The organism is Paludisphaera borealis (assembly GCF_001956985.1).
GTDB classification, from domain to species: domain Bacteria; phylum Planctomycetota; class Planctomycetia; order Isosphaerales; family Isosphaeraceae; genus Paludisphaera; species Paludisphaera borealis.
The window spans coordinates 6,194,132-6,212,199 of the sequence record NZ_CP019082.1 but is presented as its reverse complement, the minus strand read 5'-3'; the positions used below and the strand labels follow the sequence as shown (position 1 = coordinate 6,212,199).

The 18,068-nt window shown below is 66.6% G+C and carries 15 protein-coding genes and 1 pseudogene; 6 read left to right on the top strand and 10 right to left on the bottom strand.

Annotation, left to right across the window (positions count from 1 at the left end; all coding sequences use genetic code 11):
• Positions 1 to 29: 29 nt before the first annotated feature.
• Complete coding sequence (locus tag BSF38_RS24020; RefSeq protein WP_076349633.1) at positions 30 to 515, bottom strand: RDD family protein; 486 nt, start codon at positions 513 to 515, stop codon at positions 30 to 32.
• 300 nt (positions 516 to 815) lie between these two features.
• On the opposite strand from BSF38_RS24020, the gene BSF38_RS24015 reads away from it, so the two are divergent.
• The gene (locus tag BSF38_RS24015) at positions 816 to 2,894 is read left to right on the top strand and encodes a YgiQ family radical SAM protein (protein ID WP_076351382.1); all 2,079 of its coding nucleotides are present in this window, start codon (positions 816 to 818) and stop codon (positions 2,892 to 2,894) included.
• An 84-nt stretch (positions 2,895 to 2,978) separates the two neighbouring features.
• Positions 2,979 to 4,382 (top strand): RsmB/NOP family class I SAM-dependent RNA methyltransferase, encoded by a 1,404-nt coding sequence (locus tag BSF38_RS24010; protein WP_076349632.1) that lies wholly within the window; start codon positions 2,979 to 2,981, stop codon positions 4,380 to 4,382.
• A gap of 9 nt (positions 4,383 to 4,391) precedes the next feature.
• Here BSF38_RS24010 and BSF38_RS24005 read toward each other — a convergent pair whose 3' ends face one another.
• The 8 genes from BSF38_RS24005 to BSF38_RS30940 all read right to left on the bottom strand — a co-directional run bounded on the left by BSF38_RS24005 (position 4,392) and on the right by BSF38_RS30940 (position 13,665).
• On the bottom strand, positions 4,392 to 5,171 hold the full coding sequence (locus tag BSF38_RS24005; protein WP_076349631.1) for a sugar phosphate isomerase/epimerase family protein: 780 nt from the start codon (positions 5,169 to 5,171) through the stop codon (positions 4,392 to 4,394).
• Between the two features lie 75 nt (positions 5,172 to 5,246).
• Entirely contained in the window at positions 5,247 to 6,620 is a 1,374-nt protein-coding gene (locus BSF38_RS24000; RefSeq protein WP_076349630.1) for a DUF1501 domain-containing protein, read from the bottom strand.
• A gap of 574 nt (positions 6,621 to 7,194) precedes the next feature.
• Positions 7,195 to 8,475, bottom strand: coding sequence for a tyrosine-type recombinase/integrase (locus tag BSF38_RS23995; protein WP_168189446.1), 1,281 nt, complete (start codon positions 8,473 to 8,475; stop codon positions 7,195 to 7,197).
• Positions 8,476 to 8,848: 373 nt separating this feature from the next.
• Complete coding sequence (locus BSF38_RS23990) at positions 8,849 to 10,381, bottom strand: hypothetical protein (RefSeq protein WP_076349628.1); 1,533 nt, start codon at positions 10,379 to 10,381, stop codon at positions 8,849 to 8,851.
• A 92-nt stretch (positions 10,382 to 10,473) separates the two neighbouring features.
• Positions 10,474 to 10,701, bottom strand: a complete 228-nt coding sequence (locus tag BSF38_RS32730) for a helix-turn-helix transcriptional regulator (protein ID WP_373926483.1) — start codon at positions 10,699 to 10,701, stop codon at positions 10,474 to 10,476.
• Between the two features lie 574 nt (positions 10,702 to 11,275).
• On the bottom strand, positions 11,276 to 12,952 hold the full coding sequence (locus BSF38_RS23985) for a hypothetical protein (RefSeq protein WP_076349627.1): 1,677 nt from the start codon (positions 12,950 to 12,952) through the stop codon (positions 11,276 to 11,278).
• Between the two features lie 118 nt (positions 12,953 to 13,070).
• The gene (locus tag BSF38_RS23980; RefSeq protein WP_076349626.1) at positions 13,071 to 13,289 is read right to left on the bottom strand and encodes a hypothetical protein; all 219 of its coding nucleotides are present in this window, start codon (positions 13,287 to 13,289) and stop codon (positions 13,071 to 13,073) included.
• A gap of 88 nt (positions 13,290 to 13,377) precedes the next feature.
• The gene (locus tag BSF38_RS30940) at positions 13,378 to 13,665 is read right to left on the bottom strand and encodes a hypothetical protein (RefSeq protein WP_145952301.1); all 288 of its coding nucleotides are present in this window, start codon (positions 13,663 to 13,665) and stop codon (positions 13,378 to 13,380) included.
• Positions 13,666 to 14,008: 343 nt separating this feature from the next.
• Here BSF38_RS30940 and BSF38_RS23975 point away from each other — a divergent pair, with 343 nt between their 5' ends.
• The 4 genes and pseudogenes from BSF38_RS23975 to BSF38_RS32725 form a co-directional block, all read left to right on the top strand.
• A complete protein-coding gene (locus tag BSF38_RS23975) occupies positions 14,009 to 14,542 on the top strand; it encodes a hypothetical protein (RefSeq protein ID WP_145952300.1) in 534 nt (177 codons plus the stop codon).
• Between the two features lie 496 nt (positions 14,543 to 15,038).
• A complete protein-coding gene (locus BSF38_RS23970; protein ID WP_076349624.1) occupies positions 15,039 to 16,166 on the top strand; it encodes an AAA family ATPase in 1,128 nt (375 codons plus the stop codon).
• 594 nt (positions 16,167 to 16,760) lie between these two features.
• Positions 16,761 to 17,126 (top strand): hypothetical protein, encoded by a 366-nt coding sequence (locus BSF38_RS23965; RefSeq protein WP_076349623.1) that lies wholly within the window; start codon positions 16,761 to 16,763, stop codon positions 17,124 to 17,126.
• A 250-nt stretch (positions 17,127 to 17,376) separates the two neighbouring features.
• Positions 17,377 to 17,559 (top strand): annotated as a pseudogene (locus BSF38_RS32725) (DNA cytosine methyltransferase); the annotation flags it as partial.
• 227 nt (positions 17,560 to 17,786) lie between these two features.
• Here the strand turns inward: BSF38_RS32725 and BSF38_RS32240 are convergent.
• Positions 17,787 to 18,065: a hypothetical protein gene (locus tag BSF38_RS32240; protein ID WP_145952299.1), complete on the bottom strand. Its 279-nt coding sequence runs from the start codon at positions 18,063 to 18,065 to the stop codon at positions 17,787 to 17,789.
• Positions 18,066 to 18,068 lie beyond the last annotated feature (3 nt).

The following is an 18,068-nucleotide window of genomic DNA, read 5'->3' as shown; positions in this document are numbered from 1 at the left end:
GAACGCGGTCGAGTCGGAGGCGGCGAGTGTTAGCCTTTCTGCCGCCTGGCCTGCTCTCGCATGTACTTCCGGAAATTCTTCTGGGTCGGGGTCAGGCCGGTCGGCCGCAGGTCGTCCACTTCGAGATCGAGCCACTCGTCGTAGAAGGTCCGGCGTCGGGTCGCGAGGCTCTGAATCGCCCAGAAGATGCCAAGGATGAAAGCCAGGGAGACGGCCTTGATGAGTTCCCGGACGATCCCTTGCGCGATCCCGGGCGGGTCGCCTCCGCCGTCCTCGACCTTCAAGAAGGTGATCAACTTGCCTGGCGAGCGACCGGTCAGCCCCGTAACCGTCCCGAGGAACAGGACCGGGAGCGCCAGAGGAAGCGCCCAGGAAACCGGGGAACCGAAGCTGAGGAACTGCGAGGGGACTCGTTCGAAAACCTCGTTCTCGGCGAAGGCGGAGAGCGCAGAGAGCGGGGCCACGACCACCATCAGGTCAATCATGTACGCGGCGATCCGCTTCAGGATATACATTGGGAGTCGCCCTTCGAGGAATCCGGGTCTTCTTCGCCCGCATTGCATGCGCTCAGTCAGACACGCCGCGAATTGCCATCTGAGCATAAGACCGGCCGAACTCCCTGTAAACGACGTGCAGATCCCTCACTTTTCGATTTTTCAAAAGCGCCGCATTCGACTCATCGCTTATTGGCCCAAGCCTCTTGCGACGGCGGCTGGGTCTTCAGCGTGCCTTGTGTTACGGTTGACGCCTGGAGCATAATGGTAAGATTCCCTGGTTCTGGATCAGACGCTTACCGTGTTGGCCAATCGAGAATGATGAATCCCGTGGCGATCGCCCCACCCCCCTGCTCTTCCCGGAACGCGGGTCCGAACGAGGCGCCGACGCAACTGCCGGTACTGCCGCTCGTTCCGCTCACGCTTCCGCACCTGCCGTCGTCTCGGGCCGAGATGGACGCGCGCGGATGGGACTACGTGGACGTGGTGTTCGTCACCGGCGACGCCTACGTCGACCACCCGGCGTTCGCCATGGGCATTCTGGGCCGCGTGCTGGAGGCGGCCGGATTTCGGGTGGCGATCTTGAGCCAGCCCGATTGGCGGAGCGCCGCCCCCTGGCGGCAGTTCGGCCGCCCCCGGCTGTTCTTCGGCATCAGCGCCGGCAACATGGACAGCATGATCAACCACTACACCGCGAACAAGAAGGTTCGCAACGACGACGCCTACAGCCCCGGCGGCCAGATCGGCCTGCGTCCCGATCGCGCGACGATCCCCTACTCGCATCGCGCCCGCGAAGCCTTTTCGGGCGTGCCGATCATCGCCGGAGGCGTGGAAGCCTCGCTCCGCCGCCTGGCTCATTACGACTACTGGAGCGACACCGTCAAGCGGTCGATCGTGCTCGACGCCAAGGCCGACCTCGTCGTCTTCGGCATGGGCGAGCAGCAGATCGTCGAGATCGCCCGACGGCTCGCGGCCGGCGAGACCGTCAAGGACCTCCGCGACATGCGCGGGATCGCCTACGCCTTGGGCGCGAGCGAGACCCCGCCGGAACTCGCCCTCAAGCTGCCATCGTATGAAGAGGTGAAGACCGACAAGCGGAAGTTCGCCCTGGCGACCAAGACCATCCACCACGAGACGAACCCGCTCAACGCCAAGACGCTCGTGCAGTACCACGACCGCCAGGCGATCATCTGCAATCCGCCTCCGTTGCCGATCAGCCAGGAAGACATGGATCGCGTCTACGGCCTCTCTTACACCCGCCGTCCGCACCCGATGTATAAGGGCGCGCGGATTCCGGCCTACGAGGTCGTCAAGGACTCGGTGACGATCATGCGCGGCTGCTTCGGCGGCTGCACGTTCTGCTCGATCACGGCCCACCAGGGGCGGATCATCCAGTCGCGGTCGAAGGAATCGATCCTCACCGAGCTTCAGCAGATGGGCCGCGACCCGAAGTTCTCCGGCGTGGTCTCGGACATCGGCGGCCCGACGGCGAACATGTACGAGATGCGTTGCACGAAGCCGGAGGTCGAGGCCAAGTGCAAGCGGCTGTCGTGCGTCCATCCGACGGTCTGCAAACTGCTGGGGACCGACCACGGCCCGCTGATCGAGGTGATGCGCGAGAGCCGCCAGGTGGCGGGAATCGACAAGGTGCTCGTGGCCTCGGGCATCCGGATGGACCTCGCGCAGAAGTCGCCCGAGTACCTTGAGGAGCTGGCGCGGCACCACGTCGGCGGCCATCTCAAGGTCGCGCCCGAGCACACCGACTCGAACGTCCTGAAGCTGATGAAGAAGCCGAACTCGAACGACTACGACGGTTTCGCCGAGGCGTTCCAGGCGGCGAGCGCCAAGGCGGGCAAGAAGCAGTTCCTCGTGCCCTATTACATCGCCTCGCATCCGGGCAGCGACCTGGACGCGATGATCGACCTGGCCCTGTTCCTGAAGCGCAACGGCTACCGGCCCGACCAGGTGCAGGACTTCATCCCAGCCCCGTTCGACATCGCCACCTGCATGTATTACACCGGCTTCGACCCGTTCAGCGGCGAGCCGGTCTACGTCGCCCAGCACCTCCGCGACCGCAAGCTTCAGCGGGCGCTTCTCCAGTACTTCCGGCCCGAGAATTACTTCGAGGTCCGCAAAGCGCTCATGGCGGCCGGTCGACAAGACCTGATCGGCTCGGGCTGCGACGCCCTGATCCCCGCTCAACCTCCCAAAGCCGCCCTGCAATCGCGGATGGCCGACGCCCAGCGCTCGCTCGGCGAAGGGAAATACGTCCATACGATCCCTTCTAAGGACGGCGACAAGCCGACCCCCGCCCCGGGCGCGAAGCCTCCCAAGCGGGCCGGCGCCGGAGGGGGTTATCGACCCCACCGCCGCACCGCCCAGAAGCGTAAATCGCGCTGAGGCTCGCCCCCGATATTCCGTCGCCAGGCCGACCGCGTCAGCCGGCGACTTTCGCTCGATTTCCCCCTCCGAGGTCGCTCCGGCATGTCGCGCAAAAACACCCAACCTCCTCGTAAAAGAACCTCAAAACCCTCAACGAACCGTCGACTCTCGGCGGGCGGACGGCCGGTCGGTCCCGCTCGCGGCAAGTCGATCCCCGCGCTCGCCAGCCTGATCGCCTCGCTCGCCCCGGGAGTCCTCCGCGACGTCGTCGAGAAGGACAAGCGGCTGGAGACCTCGCTCACCGCCGCCCACGAATCGATGCGCGGTCTGCCGCGCGCCGACCGTCGGCTGATCTACCGCGCGTTGTCGTCGCTCGTCCGGTGGTGGGGCTGGATCGAACCGCTCAAGCTGGTCCACGTCGAGGATCAGCTTCTGCTCGCCTGGCTGCTCGAGGCGCCCGACGTCCCGGCGGTCTGCCGGTTCTGGGCGAACAAGTCGATGCGCGACCCCGACCGATTGTTCTCCAGCGGCGACGCCCCCAACTGGACGGCCCGGGCGCAGGGCCTGAAGCGGTTCATGGACGGGAAGACGGTCACCGCCGACCCCTGGATGCTGTTTCCGGCCTGGCTCCGCGACGAGCTTCCGGTGCCTCCCGGCGACGAGCCCGCCAAGAGCCGCCGCTTGGCCTTCCTGCATTCGCTACAGACCCGGCTGCCGCTCTGGGTGGGCGTCCGCGGCAAGCCCGAGAAGCCGGTCTGGAACGAGCTGCGCGACACGGGCCTCAAGCCCTGGATTCACCGCCGGATCGAGACCGCGGCGAAGCTCGACCGCGACACCGACGTGGGATCGCTGGAACCCGTCAATCAGGGCTTCGTGGTCGTCGAAGACCTCGCTTCGCAGGCCGTGGCCAAGGTCTGCGATCCCGACCCCGGCGAGCGCTGGTGGGTCGCCTGCGGCGGCACCGGGCTGCACGCGCTGGACCTCGGCGCCGAGATGGCGAACAAGGGGGCGGTCATCGCCACCTTCGACCACGACGCCGCCCGTCACGCGGCCGCGCTGCGGCTGCGCAAGAGCCCCTTCCGCAACGTCGCGGCGAAAGTCTGGGACGGCAAGTACGCGCCCGGCAAGTCGGGCACCTACGACGGCGTGCTGCTCGACGCTCCTTGTTCGGGCGTCGGCGTCTGGCGGCGTCACCCCGAGGTCCGTTGGATCGTCCGCAAGCCGCAGCTCGCCCTATTCGTGGAGCGCCAGCGCCAGCTTCTCGAACTGGCGGCCACGGCCGTTCGACCGGGAGGCGTCATCGTCTACACCGTCGCCACGGCCACGCTCTGTGAAACCCAGGGGCTGGTCACGAAGTTTCTCGCGGACCATCCCGAGTTCCAGCTCGACCCGTTCCCGAACCCGCTCGAAGAAGCGTCGACGACCGGCATCCTCCAGATCTGGCCCCAGATTCACGACTGCGAAGCCCGGTTCATCGCCCGACTGATCCGGTCCCGGGCGAAATGACTCGACGCCTCAGCGGCCGTCGGCCTCGGCCTTCGGCTGGTACGCGGTCCAGAGAGCGCGAAAGTAGCGCAAGACGCGCTCGGGATCGCGACTTTCGGGGATCTCGGCGAGCGTGAAGCCGTCGTACTGCTGACCGGCGAGGAGGGCGAACAGCTCGCGCCAGGGGTACTGGGCGTCGAAGAGATCGCGGAGGTGGACTTCGCGAATCTTGGGCGCCACCAGCGCGAACGTCTCCTTGATCGAGCCGTCGACCACGTCGGACGGATTCGAGTTCCAGCATACGTAGACGTTGGGATGGTCGGCGTACCCGATGATCTTGGCGAGGTTGCGAAGCTCGGACGTGACCGCGCCGTGCACCTCGACCCGGATCTCGACGCCGAAGCCGGAGGCGTGCTCGCCGACCTCGTGAAGCGCCCGGCCGATCTGCCGCAGCGTCTGATCGAGGTTCGCCCCGGCGGGTATCCCGTTGGGCCGGACCTTCACCCCGGGCGAGCCGACGTCGTGGGCGAGGAGGACGTATTCCTTGGTCCCCTCGACGTTCTTGCGAACCACGGCCGGGTCGGCCGCCTGATACTCGAACGCGCTGCCGAGCCCCGCGAGCTGCACCGGCGAATCCTCGAACCGCTTGCGAACCTCGGCCCGCTGCCCGGCGTTCAGCCCGACCTCGACGCCGTGCGCGTGAGTCGTCCGCAGCTCGACCCCCTCGTAACCGAGCGTCCCGAGCGTCTTGATGATCGTCGGGAGGTCCCAATCCTTGGCGATGTTGTACGTGACGGTGCCGAGCTGCATGATCCGCGTTCCCGTGCTCGAGTTGAAGATCGACCGAAAGCGGCGTGACGCTCGGCCGCACTCGCCAAGGATCGGTCAGGCGAACAGGCTCGTCAAGGCCGCGCCGGTGTTGATCCGCATCGGTCGGCCGAAGGTGTCGGGGATCTCGCTGGCCGGATCGACGCCCAGGGAGTGGAGGATCGTGGCGCCGAGGTCGTCGGGGCTGGCCGGGTCGCGCGCCGGGTAGGCACCCCAGCGATCGGAGGTACCCCAGATCTGGCCGCCGCCGATTCCCGCGCCGGCCAGGGCGGCCGAATAACAGCGCGGCCAGTGCTCGCGCCCCGCATTGGCGGCGGTGATCTTCGGGGCTCGACCGAACTCGCCGACCCAGACGACCAGGGTCTCGTCGAGCAGCCCCCGCGCGTGCAGGTCGTCCAGAAGGGCCGAGAAGCCGCGATCAGCCGGTGGCATCAGATCGTTTTTGAGACGGTTGAAGTTGTCGCCGTGCGTGTCCCAGAAGTTCTGGCCGTCGTTGTGCCAGTTGACCGTGACGAGCCGGACGCCGGATTCGACCAGGCGACGGGCCATCAGCAGGCATTGTCCGTGGATGTTCCGACCGTACATCTCGCGGATTCGCGGGGCCTCGCCGTCGATGCGGAACGCGCCCTGCGCCTCGGCCGAGCCCAACGCGTCGAGCGCCCGGGCCTGGTAGGAGTCCCACGCGGGGAGGTCGAGCGCATCGTTCGAGCTCGCCAGCAGCGCCCGCCGCTCGTCGAGCCGTCCGAGCGAGACGCCGTCGGGCAGGCCGAGCCCCGGCACGCGGAAATCGGGCGCGTTGGGGTCGCCGTCGATCCGGAATGGATCGTAGACCTTGCCGAGCCAGCCGCCATGCTGACCGGGCGCCTTCCCTCCGGGCGCCGCCGGGTGGGCGACCGTCCAGGGCATCGTCACGGAGTCGGGTATGGCACCGCTTCGAGGATGAACCTTGGCGACGAGCGCGCCCAGGTGGGGCCAGTCATTGGGCGACGGGCCGGCGTCGTCCGAATTCGGCCGGGGCGCCAGGTGTCCGGTCACGACGCGATGGGCCGTCGAAAGATGGGCCGCGTCGTCGTGGGTCATCGACCGAATGACGGCCAGCCGATGCGACCGCGCCGCGAGCATCGGGAAGTGCTCGCTGATCATCAGGCCGGGCGTACTCGTTGCGATCGTCGAGAACTCGCCGCGAATGCCCGCCGGAGCGTCGGGCTTGGGGTCCCAGGTGTCCAGGTGGCTGGGACCTCCCCACTGGAAAATGAGGATGCACGCCCGGGCGCGGCCGAACCCGTTGGCCCCTGCCCCCTGCCCCCTCGCGTAGAGCTGCGGCAGACTCAGGCCGGTCAATGCCAGGGCTCCGGCCCGCAGCGCTTCGCGGCGTGAGACGTTCTGACGCCGGAAATCACCGCAGCCGAAAGCTTCGGAGGGGCTTGCCATCGCGATCGATCCCCCAGCGCAAAACGAACCCGCCCGGCCGTAATTATTTGAGGCTTGATTAACAATCGTCGGCATCGAAACTATACCGGACGCTCGTGGAGGCGTCCAGTACGGACGATCGATCCGTGGTCGCCGCGAAACGCGATGGCGGAGGACGATCCGGTTATCCCGACGGTGACGACTGAAGTCGATGAGTGCGCGGCGAGCCGTTCCAAACATGCCTTGGCTGAGCAACGGGGGCTGGACTCGCGAGGCTGAAAAGCGTACCTTAGTCGTGTCTTTGACATTTAGCGACCGGGTAGCTCAGTCGGTAGAGCAACGGACTTCAGTTGCGGTTTGCACTGCATTCGGAGCCTCGCGCGGGAAGAAACCGAACCGCGACGAGTGGATGCCGCAGTATGCTGGGACGCCCTGAGAGCCCCTTGCACCACAACGAGGCCGGCGACGGCGATCGTGAAGGTTGAAAAGCCGAGGGGATTGGGTAATCAGCAGGCAAGGGACCGATGGATCATCGGCCCCAGCCTCAGAGACTAGACGCGGCACGCCTGTGATGGCGAAGAGATAGTCCAGACTTTCAACACCGATCCTCGGCGGATCGGTTGGTCGGTGAAAGCCGATGAGGTATGTTAATCCGTTGGTCGTGGGTTCGAGCCCCACCCCGGTCACTCGACGCAGAAGCCGCCGTAAGGCGGCTTTTTGCGTCTAGATCCGTCTTTTCTCGGGGCGAACCCTTCATCGCCGATTGCTCATCCGATCCCGTCAAAACGTCAGGATGCGACAGATCCCGCCCCAATCCGTCCCCTCCGGTGGGCAAATGGTGGGCAAAGACATCGCTTATGGGTTGGCCTTCTGTCCAGTGATTCACCGGATCGGTGGGGTTCGGCCCCTCAGAGGGAACCGCGAGACGGTGGGCAAGACCAGCGGTTCCCGTCGCGGTCTGGATGAATAGGGCGGCTTGAAAAGGCTCGGGAGAACGTAGCGACGGCAGAGACAAGGCCGCGCGTTCCACGTCAACGGCTCGGGGCTTCGTGTAGCGGTCGGTCAGGCCGGGCGTACTGTGCCGCATGATGCGTTGGGCGACGCGCGGCGTCACCCCGGCGGCGTCAAGTAACGTCGCGGTTTGGCATCGAAGGGAATGAAAGTCGAAGAATCGGCCGGATGCATCCACGTAGGGGATGCCGGCGGTCGCCAGGTCGGCGCGCAGCATCTCGGCTCCCTTGTCGACGGGCAGAGGGAAGACGGCCGCATCATTGGCCGTGGACGTCACGAGGGGCCGTAGGTCGCTTGCCAGGTCGCCAGGCAGAGGCATCGTCGCGGCTTCGCCGTTCTTCGTGTAGGCGGGGCTTACGGCGACGGTGGGCGGATCGGCCGTCCAGTCGAACGACGCGGGTGTGATGCTCGCCAGCTCCGCATACCGCAAGCCAGAGGCGACGGCCAGCCGGTAGCACAAGGCTCGGGCCGGGCCGGTCATTCCCAGAACAACAGGGCCGGTGCGGGCGGCTTCCACGAGCTTGTGCAGTTCGGCCACGGCGATGGTTCGTCGATCGTGGCGTCGGTCTTCCTTGGCGTTGTACGTCTTCACCCCTCGCAAGACGCTCTCTCGCGTGCGGTTCGTGTCGTGGCACCAGATGGCGAACGACCGCACGGCCGCGCGGTAATGGTTGAGCGACTGGAGCGACATGCCTTGCGACCGGAGCGCCGCCAGGGCCTTTTGCACGCTTTCAGTCGTCAGGTCGCCAAGCCGGGCCGACGCCAGCCACCCGGCCACCCTCGCTTCATGTTGGGGCAGGTCGGCGCGCTTCGCGGTTCGTGGGTACTCGACATCGGAAAGCGCCGCCCCTCGAACGATCGCCACGAGGCGGCGGACGCGGGAAACCGACATGGAGACGTGACGCGGCGTCCCTCCCTTGTCCCGGATTGCGTCCCCCCACGAAGTGATATGCTCGCCGATCGGTCGGGCCTCATGCTCTCGCCGCACCAGGTCGCGGGGATCGACCAGCCCTGCCTTGATTTTCGCGGCCTCGGACTCGGCGGCCCGAGCCAGCTCTTCGGTCGCGCGTTTGTCGGAACATCCCTTCCTCTCGACCTTCTGGCCGTCGGCGTCGGTGAATCGGTAATACCAAGCCCTACCACGCTTTCGCAGACTCGCCATCGAGTTCCTCTCCTGTTGTCTCAGAGTTCGAATCAGGGGTGCGGGACCGCCGGCGACGATCCCGCCCCCTCGACTCCTATAGGGTTTGCGGCCGGACCGCCCAGCGGGCCACGTTCTGGACGCCGTCCCGTCCGACTTTGGTCAGGACGCGACCGTCGACCACGCACCCATAGAGCGTTCGGAGATGGTTTCCGAGCTTCCTCTTGAGAACGCGCGGATCGCTCGTGGCGAACTCCGCCTCGAGGGCTTCGCGGAAGCCGGCGAGGTCGTCTCGGGTCTGGATCGCCGCGACGGCGTCGCGGACCGTCAGGCCCTCGGTTCCTCCCGGGATCGCGGCCCAGCCCTCGATGAGGCGACGGCGGAAATCCTCCCCAACATCCGTCGCGACGACGGCGGCCTGCGCGGCGATCGGGTCCACGCCCGTCACCCAGTGGACGGCGCCGGCGATCGCCTCCGACCACGCCTCGAAGCTTCCCAGCCTAGTCGGCGGCTCGGGGCGCCCCGCGACGTGGAAAGCCCGCAGGATCACGAGGCAGTCGCGGAGCAATGAGGCTCGGTCGGCCGCGACGTGGGCGAGTAGGCTGTCGTGCCGAAACCCCGTCCGCATCTCGGGGAACTCGTCGGCCGACGCCAGGTGGATCGGGAGCATGCGGCGGGCGAAGTCTCCTTTCGTACGGAGATTGTTCCCGGTCGCGAACCATGTCAGCGACAGGGTGAGCGACGGCGTCATGGTGCTCTGATTGAGGACGCGATCCGTCCAGTTCACGGTCGTCATGGCGTCCTCCAGGGCGGCGCCCCCCAACGGTTCCGTGACGTTGCCCAGCAACACGACCCGGACGCCCGATCGCGCCATGGCCGTGATGCGTCGCCGCATCTCGGAGTTGGACTCGGGCGGCGGCGACGAGTCCAGCGGACGGCCGGCGGCGATCGTCGCGAGTGATCGCACGAGAAGATCCTTGCCGGTCCCCCGGCGGTTCGCCGACACGCCGAACAGCGGCGTCGGGCCGGAATAGGTCGGCCGCCCGACCAGCGTGAGAAGCGACGCCAGGGCGACCGCTCGATCAATGTCGCCGCGAAACGGGAAGTCCACGAGCACTTCGCCGCGGAGACGCTCCCAGGCGGCTCTGGCGTCCTCCAGCGAGGGATTCGCCGGGGTCGGTTCGATGACGATGTTGGGCGCCAGGATCAACCCCGTGAGCGGGTCGTAACCAGGCACGGAAAGAATCGAGCCGTCGGGGCGGATCGTCGGCGCGTCGAGCACGCCGCGAACCACGGGAAAGCGGCCGTCGGGGGCGCGAGCCAAGACCAGTGACAGGACTGAGGGCGGCGGCGAGATCGTCCTGCCGGTAGCCACGTTGAACCACCCCACGCGGCGGTCGAGATGCTCGCGGATTCGCGGCTGGTCGAGCGGTTGAAGTCGCGGCGTCTCGCTTGTCGGCGTGAACTCGACCAGCTTGCCGCCTTGCAGATAAAGATCGGGCGCGGCCTCCAGGGCGCTCATGGCACTGTCAGCGGCGACGGCGGCGTCGTGGTCCCACGGGAGGATCATCCGGTCGGGCCGTAGTCCGGCTGCGGAAGCCGGGGCTTCGGGCTCATAGCCCGTGATCAATCGAAGATTCGCGCCCGGAGAAGTCCGAGACTCCCGGACTCCCGGGGGCTGGTCGGCCCCCGGGAACGAGGAAGAGGAGGCTGGGGCGTCCGTCATGGGCGGCCGCCATTCTCGATGAAGGTGCGAATCGTCTCGACCCGCCACCGCGGCATTTTCCCGACGTGCAGGTCGGGCCGGGGCAGTTTACCTGCGGCCCGAAGTCGTTCGACTACGCGGCGACTGCACGATAGGTGCTGCGCCAGGTCCGTGATGGAGAGAAGCGGGGCGAGAGTGGGCGTGGAGCTGGCGCGGGGCGCCGTTGGAGGAAGAATGATTGGCATGTTGCTGCCTTCAAGATGAGGCGTTTGCGGGGCATGCCGCGTGTGCTCCAGGGCGGAGCGGTCGCGTATATCCGGGAAGTCCGGTCGAGGGGCCCCAACGCGCAGGGAGGGGCCTGGTCTCTGTTGAAATGCTTAGGGCGATCGATTACGGCGGCAAGGGGGGTAGTGGAGAAATCGAGAAAAAAAGCCCTGCCAGCGGTCTAGGGGAAGATCGCGGAAAGGGCCGAGTCGCGTTGCAAATCCCATTTTCGTAATGGTTTAGGGCCGGCGATTAACGTTAATCGCCCAGCTGGTCAGATGTGGGACCAGGTGCGCCGGGTGACTATGTTTGAGACGGTCTGAGGGGCGATCCCGAACCGCGAAGCGATCACTTTCTGTGTAAGTTCGCCAACCAGCGATCGGATAGTCGCGACGTCGGCGTCGGTGAGCTTGGCGCAGCTGTTCTTCTCGCCATGGGCGGAGCGGCCCCAGGTCGAGACCGAGTAGGCGTGGTCGAACGGCGCAGGCGGGGTTCCAGACTTCGGGAGATGGTTCGGACAAGGCGGTGGATTCCGGAGGGAGAAGGGTCGGGGATTCAGGAAGATAAGGCGGCCCGCGCGGCGACGAACCAGGCGGGTCTCATCGGCTTCCTGACAGACCCAGACTCGGGCGCATCGTCCGGAAAAACGGGCTCGGGCGCGGATTCGTCGGCGGGCATCACGTCGTCGCGATCGAGCGACCAGCTCTCAGGGCCGGCGGGCGCGGGGCCGACGGGCGCGGCGGCGGGGGCTGGCTCGGGAACGGGAGGGCAGGCGGCCGACACCGCGAGAGAAGCGACGAACGCCGGCAGCGGCTCCAGGTGGAGCAGGAGGCCGGACTTGAGCGCGAACGAGATCCGGAAGCTCCGGTCCCGCTGCGCCACGTCGCTGTGATGGTTGTGGAGGACGCAGAAACTCCCGCAGCCGCGTACGCCCGTCTTGACCCGCGACCAGGGGAAGATGACGCCCAGCCGCTTCTCGTGCGGGTATCGCGAACGCAGGTCGATCCAAGCGGAGTACATCGAGGACGACGTCACGTCGTTGAGCAGGTTAGTGGCGACGTCGTCGTAGTGGAACACGTACCGCCCGACGGAGAGCCGGACAGGGAAGTCGCGATGGATGCGATGGAAGTCGTCGAAGCTGGCCAGGTTGCCTTCGCGACTCTTGGCCCCCTCGGCGCGCACTTCCTGGATCGTCCCGAGCTTGGTCAGCTGGAGCACGGCGGATACCGCCTTGTCCTCCAGGTTGGACAGGTTGTCCTCGAAACGCCGCAGGAAGGTCGGCGTCCGCGCGAGGGTCTCGGCCCGGCGGCGCACCTCCTCCCATTTTTCACTCGGATTCCGCGGCGTAGCGATCGGGGCGGGCGGGGGCGGCGAGGGCTCGTCGTCGCCGAAAGGCCACGGATCGCCGTCCCTCGGGTCGTCTTCGTACTCCGGTGCCGGCGTCGGTTCCACGACGTGCGCGGGCTTCTCCGCGACGAGCTGGTCGCGGACGACCTGGTCGGGTTCGGGCGCGACGTCCAGGGCAACGGGCGCGGACGTGGGATCGGATTCGTCTGGGTAAACCACGTCGTCGAGATAGAGCGGCCAGCCAGCAGGGGCGTCGGGTTCGTCGGACGGCGCGGGTGGCAGGTCCGGGCCGACGAACTTGTATTCCTTGGACTTGGCGAGATCGCCCTTTCGAGGGTGGAACGTGTAGTCGTCCGAAACGCAGACGATCAGTCTTTCGTCGCCCATCCACCGCAAGAATTGCGTCACGGTGTTCGACTTCAAGCCGGACAGTTGCTCCAACTGTGTCCGCGCGACGAAGAACGTCCGCCCCGGGTTCCCGCGACTCAACAAGTAACACATCGAGACAAAGCGTTTGTACTTGGGAGTCAGGTCCAGGCACGGATACGGAGTCACTTCGCCCACGATCCATGCGAGCGCCAGGGGGTTGGTGTCGCCCGGGAAGCGCACCAGGGCGAACGCGCGGAGGAAGTACCCGCCGTAGAAGTTATCGAAATCCCGGCCTTGAAGTACGCAAAAGTGAGCCGCGGCGGGCGCCAAGGGGGTTGGGTCGGCGCTGACGCCCCTGAGCGCGCGGGCGAGCTTGAAGGCGGCTCTGTAATCCGGAATACGCGGGTCGACCGCGGCGTGGATCTCTTCCGCCTTGCGGATGAAACGGGCGGCGTCGGATAGGTCGGAATCGGTGTTGCTCGGCGCGACGGCTGGCGTAGTATCGATGCTGCTCATGGAACTCCGGGACCGCGGCGGTTGCACCCGCCTCGGTCCTTTCGCATTGGGGCTGGGCCGGGATGAGGAAGTGAGGGGCGCGCGGGGATGGGCCGGTGCGCGCGACCGGGTGCAGCCGTCAGTCGGCGAGCGTGGCGGCGGCTTCAAGGCGGGCGACCTCTGCATACAGCAGTGTGCGGATGGCGGCGCTCACGGTTGTGCGCGGGGGCAGGCTCGCCAGCAGGAGGTCGAGCATCGGCATCTCGTCCCGGGCGAGCGCGAAGCCGAACGTGGCGCGACGGGAACCCACGGCGCGGCGTTGCTGGGTCGGGATGATGGTCGGGGTCTGGGTGGGCATCGTTGAGCATTCCTGAGAAGACCGGCGGAGCGGATGTTCGCTCCCCAGACCTGATGCTGCCATAGGCTGCGAGATTGCAACAACAATATCAATCGAAGAAAATCGCTGCCGTGATGCTTTTTTGAAACACGCGGCCCAACGTGCTGGGCAGCTCGCCCGGACCTTCGCTGCACGCGGCGCGGACGTCGAACCACGTCGCCATCGAACCACGTCGCCATCGAACCACGTCGCCATCGAACCACGTCGCCATCGAACCACGTCGAACCACGTACAAGCGGGGTCCAGGGGCGGCAGCCCCTGGAAGAGCGAAGCGAACATCGATTCGCGGATGAGCCGAAGGCGAACCGCGAATCGATAAATCAATCTGTTGGCTCATGGAGATTCCTGGAAAGACTAGAGATACTGAAGAGACTGGAGATTCGTGGAGAGACTGTTGTTTCTGGTGTCTCTGGTGAAAACGCAGGAATTTCGATGGATTCGCCCGGTCAGATATATCGCCCTCATCCGCCGACTGGCCGCCTCACCAGCTCACCCCACCTCATCCGCCGACTGGTCGCCCCCTTGCCGTCGGGGCTGGTCGGCCTACTATGCTGGTAGCAGTACAGGCCCGTCCTCCCACGACGGTAGCCCCTGCGACCGGATTTCCCGGATATACGCGACCGCCCCGCCCTGGGGCACCCGCGGCATGCAACACGAACGCCTCATCCGAAGGCAGCACCATGCCAATCATGATTCCCCCGCCGACGCCCCGCGCCGGTTCCGCGCCCGGACTCACGTTGAAGGCCGCCCTTTCCCGCTTCCCCGAATCCACGACTCAGTGTCCGCACTGCACCGACAGTCAGCAACGGTGCGTCGCCTTCTTTTCCCACCGCCGCTGGCGATGGCACAACGAATCGGGCAAGCCGTGCCGCTACCTCTTCTCGCCGCCGGTCGACCCTGCCAACACGCTCGCCTGCGCGTGGTGCGGCGTCTCCGGTCCCGCCGAATCGTTCGACGCGACGACTGAAGCCTGGCGGGAAGTCCGCCGAACCGCCCGCACGGCCGCCGAGATCCGGGCCGCGCGGGACGCGGCTCTAGGTGGTGACGACCCCTTCGCCGGCCTCTTCGACGACGCCGACGACGAAGCCGACTGGGGCCCGACCGACGCCGGCGAAGCCGACGACGAAGCCGGGACCACGACCGACGTTCCGATGGCGGAGCGAATCTACGTCATTCCTCACAGCCCCGGTTGCACGATTCGACTCGTGGGCTGATTCGACGGCGTGCTGGTTGGCACCTTGTCGGCGCCCTGGGGGTCTCATGATTCTTTTTTGAAACATGAGACCCGCCCGGGTGTCCATCCGTAGGTGCCCTCCTTGTCAGTTCGCTCGCCCTTCGTTTCAATATGCCCGGGATCGCAGGCTTGATCGGGGTGCCACCCCCACCCCCGGCCGCTCGTATTTTCGCCGTAACACGATCAAGCCCGCACGTGGACCTCGTTGAACATCACGAAAGGCCCCGCATGCCGAGTAGCATGCCCCTCCCCCGCCCCGCGCAACAAGCCGCGACAGCCTCGCTTCCTGAAACCGGCCCCGAACGTCCGCCTCTCGAAACGCTCTCGTCCATCGCGACCCTGGCTGCCAGCCGTCGCGCCCCGGGGCGGATTTGGTCCGCCGGCAGACTCCCCCAGCCCGCCCTCCATGCCGGCAAGATAGCATCCCGCAGGGCGCACTCATGGATCCACCGTGGGATCGAGGAAGGCGGTCGCGCATGACGCGCACGACCAAACGCCCGCCGGACCACACAGCCAAGCTCGTGACGCGCCCGTTCAGCGAGGTCGTCGGCGAGGAGGTGGGTTGGTTGCTGGACGAGCGCGTTCCCTACGGAATGCTGACCGTGTTCGCGGGCGAGCCCAAGTCCGGGAAGTCCCTCGCCACGCTCGCGATCGCCGCCGCGCTCAGCCGCGGCAGACCTCAGCCCCTCACGCCGCCGGGCGAAGCCCGGGACGTAGTCCTTCTGAACGCGGAGGACCACTCGGCGAGCGTGGTGCGGCCCCGGCTTGAAGCCGCGGGTGCCGACATGGCCCGAGTCCATCAAGTGCAGGCAGTCCATCGCGGCGACGACGATCCCGCGTCGCCATTCGATCTCGGCCGCGACGTCGCATTGCTGGCCGAAAAGGTCGAGTCGGTGGGGGCCGGGCTGGTCGTGATCGACCCGATCAGCGCCTACCTGCCCCGGGGCGCGACCGAGAACGGGGCGTTGCGGCGGATACTGATGCCGCTTAAGAAAATCGCCGAAGACGTGAACGCTGCGGTGGTTGTGGTGACGCACCTGACCAAGAGACCCCAGTCGAGCGCCAAAAATCGCATCATTGGCTCGATCGGTTTGGCCGGAGTCGCCCGGTCGAATTTCATTTTCGAGCCGGCCGACGGGGGCGGCGTCATGACGGACGTGGGTTGTAACCTGGCGGCCCCGCGCCCCCTAGCCTACCGGATCGACCCCGGCGACAAGGCCGCCGCGCTCGTTTGGCTGGACGAGATCGACGAGCGCAGCGAGGACGTAGCATCGCCGGTGGTCGTTTGGCTGGCGGACCTTTTGGCCGGGGGCTCCGTATCGGCGACCGAGGTCTTTGCTCGGGGCGCCGCTGTGGGCTTGTCCGAAGACCAGCTCAAAGGGGCCAAACTCAAGCTGGGGGCTCAGAGCAAGCGAGTCGGCTTCGGTCCCGGCTCGCACATCGAATGGGTGCCGCCCGCGAACGCTCCGTTGCATAGAGGGGACGCTCCGCTATGCGCTCTATGTCCCCCACAGCGTCTCGCCCTGCCCGCTCCGGAGCGTCCGCCGGGGAGGGAAATCGTCCTCTGGCGCCCCCCCGCCGAGTCCGTCGCGGAAGCCGCCTGACAGCCTCCGATGTAGCAAAATGCGGAGGATGGGTCAACTTGGCACCCATCCTCCGCCCGTTCATCCGCGGTGAGATCGACGCAACAGATCCCGCCCGATCTTCAAACCAAGAGAGCCTGACTCGATGTTGCCTGGTCGTCAGGCACGTCCGGGACTCCCGGGACTTCTCGCCGTTCAGCTCGCTGTCAGGTGACAGTTGGCACCCCCGGCCGAACCGTCACCTAGCTGCTCCGCTGGTAGCTGATCCCCGTCGACCTGGTCCCCGACCAGCCCACTCATGAGCTGGTGCCTCATGAGCTGGTCCCGGCGCCGTCTCGTGAGCTGGTGCCTCATCAGCTGATCCCCTGGTAACTGATCCTACGTAGCCGGGTGCGTCACGAACTGGTCCCGCAACAGCTGTCGGAAATTTCCGCTCTGTGAGTCTGAGTCAGGGGCGAAAGCCACTTGGCATAGGCGAGGGTGCCCCTGGCTCTCGGTCCGCGGCCGGGCGGATTAACGTTAATCGCCCGACCTCCCCCGCATTCGCTCTGCTCGTCGCGTCCGCGCCACACTCGGGGCATCGAACACATTCCTTCCCCGAAAGGCTTCCCGGTCTTGTCCACCGTCTCCTCGCTGATCTCGTTCCTTCGCCCCAATTGGTCGGCCGTCGCGGCGATCCTGTCGACGGTGCTGGCGGTCGCCTTGCCCAACTCGCCCGCTGTCGTGGCCGACGTCCTTCAGCTCCTCACGGCCCTGTTCGGCGGCGGCGCGATCCTCAAGTCGGCCATCCGTCAGCAGGCCGCTGAAAACTTCAAGGCGGCGTGCGCCCTGTGCGACGTCTCCTCCACCACGGTGACTGGCGTTGCGGCGGCTCACGGCTTCCGACAAACCCGCGCCGCGGAGTGGACACCGCCCGTGTCCTGCCCGTACGTCCCGCAATGCACGTCCTCTCACTCTGCTCCGGCGGCGGACTCGACCTAGGAATCCGGCTCGCTGTTCCGGCGGCCCGATGCATTTGTCATGTGGAGGGGGAAGTCTATGCGGCCTCGCTCCTCGTCCGCCGCATGGGAGCGCACGCCTTGGATCAGGCTATTGTCTCGTCTGACGTGCGGTTCTTCGACGACTGCCCTTGGCGCGTCGTGGATTGCGTCGCCGGCAGATACCCGTGTCGGCCTTTCAAAACGGCCGGAATCCGACTCGGCCACGCTGACCCCGCCACCCCTGGCCCTCCATCAGCCGAATCGTCGACGAAGTCCGGCCCGGCGTCTGTTTCTTCGAGAACGTTCCCGGCCATATATCGCCGGGATTCGAGGCCGTCGCCGACGACCTGCAAGCGATGGGCTACCGAGTTGCGGCGGGCCTGTTCTCGGCGGAGGAAGTCGGCGCCTCACACAGACGGGAACGGCTCTTCATCATGGCCCACGCCGGCCGCGTCGAACCTGAACGAGGGGGAGCATCCTTCGACCTGGTCGACCCGCCAACCGCGGATCAAGCGGGCGACGAGGACCGGGCGCGGGATGCCGCTGGGGATTGCGGTCCAGTCGTGGGCGATGGCGGCGTTCCAGTTCTACTGCTGTTCCGATGGGTCTCATGCCTATGCCACGATCGGACCGCCGGGTTGTTTCCTGGGCCATGCTGGAGTCAGCAAGCAAGACCAGCGCACGGTCCAAGATCACCGGGCGAGCTTTCATCGCGTCGAGCATCGCCTCGCGGGCGTGGTCGCGGGCGGCTCGCCCGGCTCACGTCGAGCTTGAACAGGCCCGACTCGGGGTCGACGTGGATGTCGTGCGACACGCCCTGGCCGGGCATGACGTCGACGTGGCCGTCGAGCTCGCCGTCCTCTTCGAGCCGGGTGAAGACGTCGGGGCGGAGCCGGAGCTGGCTCGCCAGGCTGTCCTGCGACCCGCCGAACATAAACATATC

Bases quoted from the DNA above. Each gene is read 5' to 3' on its own strand.
- BSF38_RS23980 (WP_076349626.1), bottom strand. From the start codon at position 13,289: ATGCCCACCCAGACCCCGACCATCATCCCGACCCAGCAACGCCGCGCC.
- BSF38_RS32240 (WP_145952299.1), bottom strand. From the start codon at position 18,065: ATGTTTATGTTCGGCGGGTCGCAGGACAGCCTGGCGAGCCAGCTCCGG.
- BSF38_RS32730 (WP_373926483.1), bottom strand. From the start codon at position 10,701: ATGCCAATCATTCTTCCTCCAACGGCGCCCCGCGCCAGCTCCACGCCC.
- BSF38_RS23985 (WP_076349627.1), bottom strand. From the start codon at position 12,952: ATGAGCAGCATCGATACTACGCCAGCCGTCGCGCCGAGCAACACCGAT.
- BSF38_RS23970 (WP_076349624.1), top strand. From the start codon at position 15,039: ATGACGCGCACGACCAAACGCCCGCCGGACCACACAGCCAAGCTCGTG.
- BSF38_RS24020 (WP_076349633.1), bottom strand. From the start codon at position 515: ATGTATATCCTGAAGCGGATCGCCGCGTACATGATTGACCTGATGGTG.
- BSF38_RS30940 (WP_145952301.1), bottom strand. From the start codon at position 13,665: ATGAGCCAACAGATTGATTTATCGATTCGCGGTTCGCCTTCGGCTCAT.
- BSF38_RS24010 (WP_076349632.1), top strand. From the start codon at position 2,979: ATGTCGCGCAAAAACACCCAACCTCCTCGTAAAAGAACCTCAAAACCC.
- BSF38_RS24015 (WP_076351382.1), top strand. From the start codon at position 816: ATGAATCCCGTGGCGATCGCCCCACCCCCCTGCTCTTCCCGGAACGCG.
- BSF38_RS24000 (WP_076349630.1), bottom strand. From the start codon at position 6,620: ATGGCAAGCCCCTCCGAAGCTTTCGGCTGCGGTGATTTCCGGCGTCAG.
- BSF38_RS23975 (WP_145952300.1), top strand. From the start codon at position 14,009: ATGCCAATCATGATTCCCCCGCCGACGCCCCGCGCCGGTTCCGCGCCC.
- BSF38_RS24005 (WP_076349631.1), bottom strand. From the start codon at position 5,171: ATGCAGCTCGGCACCGTCACGTACAACATCGCCAAGGATTGGGACCTC.